At 66.3% G+C, this 2,151-nt stretch carries 2 protein-coding genes; one reads left to right on the top strand and one right to left on the bottom strand.

Going from position 1 to position 2,151, the window contains the following annotated elements:
* Nucleotides 1-741: o-succinylbenzoate synthase (locus Q4E95_RS13080; RefSeq protein WP_303383716.1), on the top strand; the 741-nt coding region annotated here is incomplete at its 5' end.
* On the opposite strand, the gene Q4E95_RS13075 is transcribed toward Q4E95_RS13080, so the two are convergent.
* Complete coding sequence (locus Q4E95_RS13075; RefSeq protein ID WP_303383715.1) at nt 738-2,051, bottom strand: MFS transporter; 1,314 nt, start codon at nt 2,049-2,051, stop codon at nt 738-740. The two genes, Q4E95_RS13080 and Q4E95_RS13075, sit on opposite strands and share 4 nt — an antisense overlap.
* Nucleotides 2,052-2,151: the final 100 nt, after the last annotated feature.

The raw sequence follows: 2,151 nt of genomic DNA, 5'->3' as shown, positions 1-2,151 counted from the left end.
GTCCCGGCCGTGCCCGCCGACCGGGTGGCGGACGTGCTTGCCGGGTACGGCGGCGTCGTACCCGCCGTAAAAATTAAGGTCGCCGAGCGCGGCCAGTCCTTGGCTGACGACGTCGCTCGTGTGGCCGCCGTCCGCGACCTCCTTCCTGACGCGGAGCTTCGCGTGGACGCGAACATGGGCTGGGACCAGGATCAGGCCGTCGTGGCGCTGACCGAGTTGGCGGTGTACGACCTTGAATACGCCGAACAGCCCGTGGCCACCATCGAAGGCCTGGCTGCCGTGCGGCAACGGCTGCGGGACAAGAGCATCGATCTGAAGATTGCCGCGGACGAGTCCGTGCGCAAAGTCGAAGATCCCCTCGCCGTGGCCCGAGCGTGGGCCGCGGATCTCATCATCGTGAAGGTGGCCCCGCTCGGGGGAGTGCGTCGAGCACTTGAGATCGTGCAGGACGCGGGGCTGCCCGCCGTCGTCAGCTCTGCGATCGACAGCTCGGTGGGAATCCGCGCGGGCGTTGCCTTGGCCGCAGCGTTACCTGAGCTGCCGTACGCGTGCGGGCTGGGAACTTTGTCGCTCATGGAAGGGGACGTCACCCGCGAACCGCTCAAACCGCAGGACGGCTTCATCGCCGTGCGAGACGTTGCCGTGGACGAAGGCCTGCTGGATGAATTCGCGGTCACGGGGGAGCGACGGGACTGGTGGCTCGACCGGATCCGCCGGGCCCACGCACACCTGGTGAGTTAGCGCACCGCGCTCGCCTCGGCGGCGTGCGACTCAGCCCCGGGCTCGATAGGCACCTCGTACAGCCGCAGCTTGAGCAGCGCGAGCGCGGCGAGCACCACGATCACGGACACACCGATGTAGAGCTGCGTGGGGGTCCACCCGGCGTCCAGCAGCACGCCCACCAGAACGGGCGCCAGGATCGCGCCGATGCGTCCCACGCCAATGCCCCAGCCAACGCCGGTGGTTCGCACGGCGGGAGCATAGGTCTGCGGTGCCACGGTGTAGAGGCCGGCCAAGCAACCGTTGATGAGCATGCCCACGATCACGCCGCTGAAGAACGCGAGGGTCGGCATGGACGTGGTCGTAATGAATACCACCAGCGTCACGGCGGAGAGTAGCGAGAACACGAGCAGGGTGAGGCGGGCATCGCGGCGGGTGGTGATCGCGCCGTAGAGCAGCGCACCGAACGTTCCGCCCATCGTCAGCATGATGCCGCCCACGATGCCTTGTTGCTCTGTCATACCGGACTCGACCAGCAGTTTGGGGGTCCACGAATTGGCGAAGTAGAAGCCGAACATGATCACGATGAACGCGATCCACAGCATCAGGGTGGGCACGCGGTAGCGGCCGTTCAGGAGTTGTGTCACGCTGCCCTGGTTGCTGGCTGCGGCGTCGGGCGGGCCCAGAACCACGTCACTCGGCAGGCCGATGCGGCGAGCAATGCGAGCGATCTTTTCCGCGGCGTCCCGGGGACGGCGGGCGCGGTAGTAGTCCACGGATTCCGGCAGGATCAAGGCGGTGAGCACGATTCCGATCACGGTCAGGATCGCGCCGGTGAGGAACACCGAACGCCAGCCGAAGCCGGGGATCAACTGGGTTGCGCCCATGCCGCCGAGCGTGGCACCCACTCCGTAACCGGCCGCGTAAATGCTCACGGCCATGCCACGGTTGCGATTGTTGGAGTACTCGCTGGTGAGAACCGTGATGGTTGCCAGGATGCCGCCCACGCCAACCCCGGTGAGCACGCGCCACAGCCCCAGCTCGACGGCGCTCCCGGCCGTTGCGGACAAGAACAAGCCCAGGCCGTTCAGCACCAAGGCGACCAGCAGAATGTTGCGCCTTCCATATCGGTCCGCGAAGGGACCCAGGAGCAGCGCGCCCGCGCCCATGCCGATCAGGCCAGCGCTCAAGAGCCAGCCCAGCTGGGAACCGGACAGCCCGAACTCCGCAGTCACGGAGGTTGCGGTGAACGCCATCGCCAGGACGTCGTAGCCGTCCAGGGCATTCAAGAAGGTGGCCATGGCCACGATGACCCACTGGTAAACGGACATTCTGGACTGATCAATGGCGCGACGAATGTCCAAAGAGATGCCTTTCGAGGATTGTCACCGGTGTTGGGTGACGGCTGGCGCGAATCGGGAAGTCTCCGCA

The organism is Kocuria sp. (assembly GCF_030536815.1).
GTDB lineage: Bacteria > Actinomycetota > Actinomycetes > Actinomycetales > Micrococcaceae > Kocuria > Kocuria gwangalliensis.
Note: the sequence above shows the minus strand (reverse complement) of the source record. Positions and strands in the feature narration are given on the sequence as shown.

What these genes read in the sequence shown, in the direction of transcription:
- Q4E95_RS13075 (WP_303383715.1), bottom strand. Translation starts at nt 2,051, where the DNA reads ATGTCCGTTTACCAGTGGGTCATCGTGGCCATGGCCACCTTCTTGAAT.